The following is a 1,895-nucleotide window of genomic DNA, read 5'->3' on the forward strand; positions in this document are numbered from 1 at the left end:
ACTGGCCGCAGATACGCGCCGGCCGCAGGGGCCTTCGCAGCCTGTCTCAGTAGAGCGTGGGGTAGTCGGTGTAACCGGCCGCCCCGCCGCCGTAGAACGTGGCGCGGTCGGGCTCGTTCAGGGGTGCGTTCTTTTCGAGCCGGGTCACCAGATCGGGGTTGGCGATGAACGGGCGGCCGAAGGCCACGATGTCGGCGCCAGCGGCGACGGCGGCATCGGCCAGGGCGCGGTCATAGGCGTTGTTCACCATCCAGGCACCTTGCCCACCGGCCTTGCGGTACACGGTCTTGAGGGCGGCATAGTCGAAGGGGCGGTCGGGCAGCTCGCGCGGGCCGCCGGTGGCGCCTTCGATGACGTGCACGTAGGCCAGCCCCAGAGGCGCAAGCTGGGCCAGCAGGTAGTCGAAGAGTTGTTGCGGGTTCTCGTCCGCGATGTCGTTGGCGGGCGTTACGGGCGACAGGCGGATGCCGGTGCGGCCGCCACCGATTTCGTCCACGATGGCGCGGGCCACCTCCAGCATGAGCCGGGCGCGGTTCTTGATGCTGCCGCCGTAGTCGTCGGTGCGTTGGTTGGCACCGGTTTTCAGGAACTGGTCGAGCAGGTAGCCGTTGGCGCCATGGATTTCCACCCCGTCAAAGCCGCAGGCGATGGCGTTGCGCGCGGCGTGGCGGTAGTCCTGCACGATGCCGGGCAGCTCTTCGAGCTCCAGCGCGCGCGGCATCGATGTTTCGGTGAAGGTGGGCACGCCGTCCTTGATCAGCACGGTCTTGGTCTTGGCCCGGATGGCCGAGGGCGCCACGGGCGCGGCGTTGTCCGGCTGCAGCTCGGTGTGCGAGACGCGGCCCACATGCCACAGCTGCACCACGATCTTGCCGCCCGCGGCGTGCACGGCACTGGTCACGCGTTTCCAGCCGTCGAGCTGCTCGGTGCCGTACAGGCCCGGCACGTCGGCATAGCCCTGGGCCTGTGGGCTGATGGCCGTGGCCTCGGTGATCAGCAGGCCGGCACTGGCGCGCTGCGTGTAGTAGGTGGCCATGAGCGGCGTGGGGATGGCATTGGGTGCGCGGTTGCGCGTGAGCGGCGCCATGGCGATGCGGTTGGCCAGTTGCAGGTCACCGGCCTGGACGGGTTCAAACAAGGAGGACATGGGGGGCTTTCGTCGCAAAGTGGGTCAAGGCCTGCCCCAAGGGCAGGTACAGGCCGCAAGCGTACTGCAGTGCAGCAAAGGCTGCAGTACGCCCTGGGCAGCGCGGTGATGCCATTGTGTGCTACCCGTTATCGGTGGCGCAAGAGTATTCAAAAGTCATAGCTAGTGGCGCATGCGGTGCAAGGGCTTCAGCCCGTTTTGGCTTGTTTTTCGTGTGCGGCAGAGATACCCGGCCGGCGCGGGTGGCGGGCACAATCTGCGCCCATGGAGACACAACAGAACAACGGCCCGCAGGGCGTGCGTGCCCACCCCGTGGGCGTGGTGCTGGCCCTTTCGCTGGGCGCGGCGGTGTCGCTGGGCATCACGCGCTTCGCCTATGCCCTGCTGCTGCCGGTGATGCGTGACGACCTGGGCTGGAGCTACACCCTGGCAGGGGCCATGAACACCTTCAATGCGTTGGGCTACCTGCTCGGGGCGCTGGCCACGCCGCTGCTGCTGCGGCGCGTGGCCCCCGGGCCCCTGCTGCTGGCCGGTGCCGTGCTGGCCACGCTGTTCATGGCCCTGAGCGGTTTCTTTGTGGACGCGGCGCCGCTGCTGCTGCAGCGCCTGCTGGCGGGCGTGGCCAGCGCGGTGATCTTCATTGCGGGTGGGTTGATGGCCGCGCGCCTGGGGGCGCTGGATGTGGGCCGCAGCGGGCTGCTGCTGGGTCTGTATTACGGCGGCACCGGTTGGGGCATCAGTGCCTCGG

The 1,895-nt window shown here is 68.4% G+C and carries 2 protein-coding genes; one reads left to right on the plus strand and one right to left on the minus strand.

What is annotated here, in order from left to right; all coding sequences use genetic code 11:
- Window positions 1-46: 46 nt before the first annotated feature.
- On the minus strand, window positions 47-1,147 hold the full coding sequence (locus tag ACDELDRAFT_RS21905; RefSeq protein WP_005800783.1) for an alkene reductase: 1,101 nt from the start codon (window positions 1,145-1,147) through the stop codon (window positions 47-49).
- 264 nt (window positions 1,148-1,411) lie between these two features.
- Between ACDELDRAFT_RS21905 and ACDELDRAFT_RS21910 the strand changes: the two genes are divergently transcribed.
- Window positions 1,412-1,895, plus strand: a 484-nt coding sequence (locus tag ACDELDRAFT_RS21910; RefSeq protein ID WP_005800785.1) for a YbfB/YjiJ family MFS transporter, incomplete at its 3' end; no start/stop codon positions are given.

The sequence above is a fragment of the Acidovorax delafieldii 2AN genome (assembly GCF_000175235.1).
In the GTDB taxonomy this organism is placed as follows: Bacteria; Pseudomonadota; Gammaproteobacteria; order Burkholderiales; family Burkholderiaceae_C; genus Acidovorax; species Acidovorax delafieldii_B.